At 61.1% G+C, this 3,152-nt stretch carries 4 protein-coding genes; all 4 read left to right on the top strand.

All coding sequences use genetic code 11. The features are described from left to right. A partial coding sequence (locus AAC083_RS07760) for a SprT family zinc-dependent metalloprotease (protein WP_108536248.1) occupies window positions 1-436 on the top strand: 436 nt, incomplete at its 5' end. A 72-nt stretch (window positions 437-508) separates the two neighbouring features. Next, complete coding sequence (locus tag AAC083_RS07755) at window positions 509-1,192, top strand: endonuclease (protein WP_042037500.1); 684 nt, start codon at window positions 509-511, stop codon at window positions 1,190-1,192. A 127-nt stretch (window positions 1,193-1,319) separates the two neighbouring features. Continuing rightward, window positions 1,320-2,051, top strand: a complete 732-nt coding sequence (rsmE, locus tag AAC083_RS07750) for a 16S rRNA (uracil(1498)-N(3))-methyltransferase (RefSeq protein ID WP_042037501.1) — start codon at window positions 1,320-1,322, stop codon at window positions 2,049-2,051. Between the two features lie 140 nt (window positions 2,052-2,191). Beyond that, entirely contained in the window at window positions 2,192-3,145 is a 954-nt protein-coding gene (gene gshB, locus AAC083_RS07745) for a glutathione synthase (protein ID WP_108536245.1), read from the top strand. Window positions 3,146-3,152: the final 7 nt, after the last annotated feature.

Raw genomic sequence — 3,152 nt, 5'->3', positions numbered from 1 at the left:
CCCGCGGATCTACTGCAACATGCGGGGCCGTGCGGCAGGCTCTGCACGGCTGCAAACCTGGGAGCTGCGCTTCAACCCGGCCCTCTATCAGGCCAACCAGCAGGCATTTCTGGCCGAGGTGGTGCCCCACGAGGTGGCCCATTTGCTGGTCTATGCCCTGTGGGGTGAAGGGCGCGGCAAGGCACGGGTGCTGCCTCACGGCACCCAGTGGCAGTCGATGATGCGGGAAGTGTTCGGCCTTGAACCCAGAACCACCCACAGCTTCGATCTGGCGGTACTGGCGCAGCCGACCATGCCCTATCGTTGTCACTGCCAACAGCATCAGCTCTCGGTGCGCCGCCACAACAAGGTGGTGCGCGGTGAAGCCCGCTATCACTGTCGCCGCTGCAAGCAGCCGCTGGAGCGGGAACAGCAGGAGTCTGTGCCTGCGGAGTAAGCCAGCCTGTGTCGCAACCCTGTGCTAGGGTGCCCCTCTCTTCATCCGACCACTTCATTACCAAGGATCTTCATGTTTCGTTCCCTGTTTTCGTTCGCCCTGGCCCTGCTGGTCAGTTTGCCCCTGCATGCCCAGACCTTTCGCGCCGCCAAGCTGGATCTGAACCGCCTCTATCAGGATCACCCCGTCACCTTCTACTGCGGCTGCAAGATTGAGTATCAGGGCAAGAAAATGAGCCCGGATCTGGCCAGCTGCGGCTATGAACCGCGCAAGCAAGCCAAGCGCGCCAGCCGCATCGAGTGGGAACACGTGGTGCCGGCCTGGGAGTTCGGCCACCAGCTGCAGTGCTGGCAACAGGGTGGCCGCAAGAACTGTGGCAAAAGCGACGAGTTCAACCAGATGGAAGGGGACATGCACAACCTATTCCCCGCCATCGGCGAGGTGAACGGTGATCGCGCCAACTACCGCTTCTCCGACTGGAACGGCACCCCGGATCAGTACGGCCAGTGCCAGATGCTGGTGGATTTCAAGGATCGTCGGGTGCAGCCACCCAAAGGGCCGGTTCGGGGCCAGATCGCCCGCGCCTACCTCTATATGAGCCAGCAGTATGGGCTGCGTCTCGCGGCGCAACAGCGTAAACTGTTCGACGCTTGGGACAGACAGTACCCGGCCGATGGCTGGGAGTGCGAACGCAATCGCCGCATCGGCAAGTTGCAGGGCAATACCAATCCCTTCATTGAAAAGCAGTGCCAATAACCCCATTTGACGAAGGAGGGGGAGCGCCCCCTCCCATCATGAGGCGCGTCAATAGCCGAGTGAGCCTTGAACAGGGCCTCACGCCAAGATATTGAAGCGTTTCCAAGCAAGAGACTGACAATCAGCCATGCGCATTCCACGTATCTATGAAGCGGCCACCCTGCAGGTTGGCCAGACCCTCGCCCTGTCAGAAGATGGCGCCAACCATATCGGCCGGGTACTGCGCATGCAGCCGGGACAGCAGTTGGAGCTGTTTAATGGCGACGGCAATCAATATGCCGCCACCATAGCACTGGTCGGCAAGAAGTCGGTGGAGGTGACCATCGACCGCTGCGACGCCCAATCGGTGGAGTCCCCCTTCGCCATCCATCTGGGTCAGGTGATCAGCCGGGGCGACAAGATGGACTTCACCATCCAGAAATCGGTCGAGCTGGGCGTCACCTGCATCACGCCGCTCTTCTCCGAGCGCTGCGGCGTCAAGCTGCCGGCGGACAGGCTGGAGAAGAAGCGCGAGCAGTGGCAGAAAGTAGTGATCAGCGCCTGCGAGCAGTGCGGTCGCAACCTGGTGCCCGAAGTTCGCATGCCGATGGAGCTGGACGCCTGGCTGGCAGAAGAGACTCAAGAGCTCAAACTCAACCTGCACCCGCGCGCCGAGTACAGCATCAGCACACTGCCGGTGCCGACGCACGGGGTGCGCCTGCTGATTGGCCCGGAAGGGGGCTTGTCGAGCGACGAGATCGCCCGTACCGTGCAGGAAGGTTTCAAGGAGATGCTGCTGGGGCCGCGGGTGCTGCGCACCGAAACGGCCGCTCTGACCGCCATCACGGCGCTGCAGTGCCGCTTTGGCGATCTGGCTTAATACCTGCGGGCAGTGCCATACCTGCGTGGGCAGTGTCGATAAGCTGCATGGCGGCATCGAATGATGGCAGCCTCAAACGGCCGATTACGCTGTGCTAATCGACCCTACAACCCAATCGAGCCATTAAGAAGGATATTCGGATGACCATTAAACTCGGCATAGTGATGGACCCGATTTCGGCCATCAACATCAAGAAAGATTCCAGCTTTGCCATGCTCGAAGAGGCGCAAAAGCGCGGCTATGAGCTCTTCTATCTGGAGATGTCTGATCTCTACATGGAAGCCGGTCGCGCCTTTGGCACCATGCGCCCGCTGACCGTCAAATATGACTATGCCGACTGGTACACCCTCGGTGAGGTGGTGGATCAGCCGCTCTCCAATCTGGATGTGATCCTGATGCGCAAGGATCCGCCGTTCGACACCGAATTTATCTACGCCACCTACATGCTGGAGCGGGCCGAGGATGAGGGCTGCCTTATCGTCAACAAGCCCCAGAGCCTGCGCGACGCCAACGAGAAGCTCTACACCGCCTGGTTTGCCGAACACACCCCGACCACGCTGGTGACACGTCGCTCTGACAAGCTGCGGGCCTTCCACGCCAAACACAAAGACGTGATCCTCAAACCGCTGGACGGCATGGGCGGCGCCTCCATCTTCCGCATGAAGGAAGATGACGCCAACGTCGGTGTCATCATCGAAACGCTGACTGAACATGGCAGCCAGTACTGCATGGCGCAGACCTATCTGCCCGCCATCAAAGATGGCGACAAGCGGGTGCTGGTGGTGGACGGCGAACCGGTTCCCTACTGCCTGGCCCGCATTCCGGCGCAGGGGGAGACCCGTGGCAACCTGGCGGCCGGTGGCCGTGGTGAGGCACGCCCCTTGAGCGAAGCCGACTGGGCCATCGCCCGCGCGGTGGGCCCGACCCTGAAAGAGAAGGGCCTAATCTTCGTCGGGCTCGACATCATCGGCGATCGGTTGACCGAGATTAACGTCACCAGCCCGACCTGCATCCGCGAGATCGAGGCCGCCTTTGACGTCTCCATCACCGGCATGCTGATGGATGCCATCGAGCGTCGGCTGGCAAACGCCTGAATAACCC

Origin of the sequence: Aeromonas sp. HMWF014, assembly GCF_963878295.1 — a bacterium.
Lineage (GTDB): Bacteria > Pseudomonadota > Gammaproteobacteria > Enterobacterales > Aeromonadaceae > Aeromonas > Aeromonas popoffii.
This window is presented reverse-complemented; position numbering and strand designations above follow the sequence as displayed.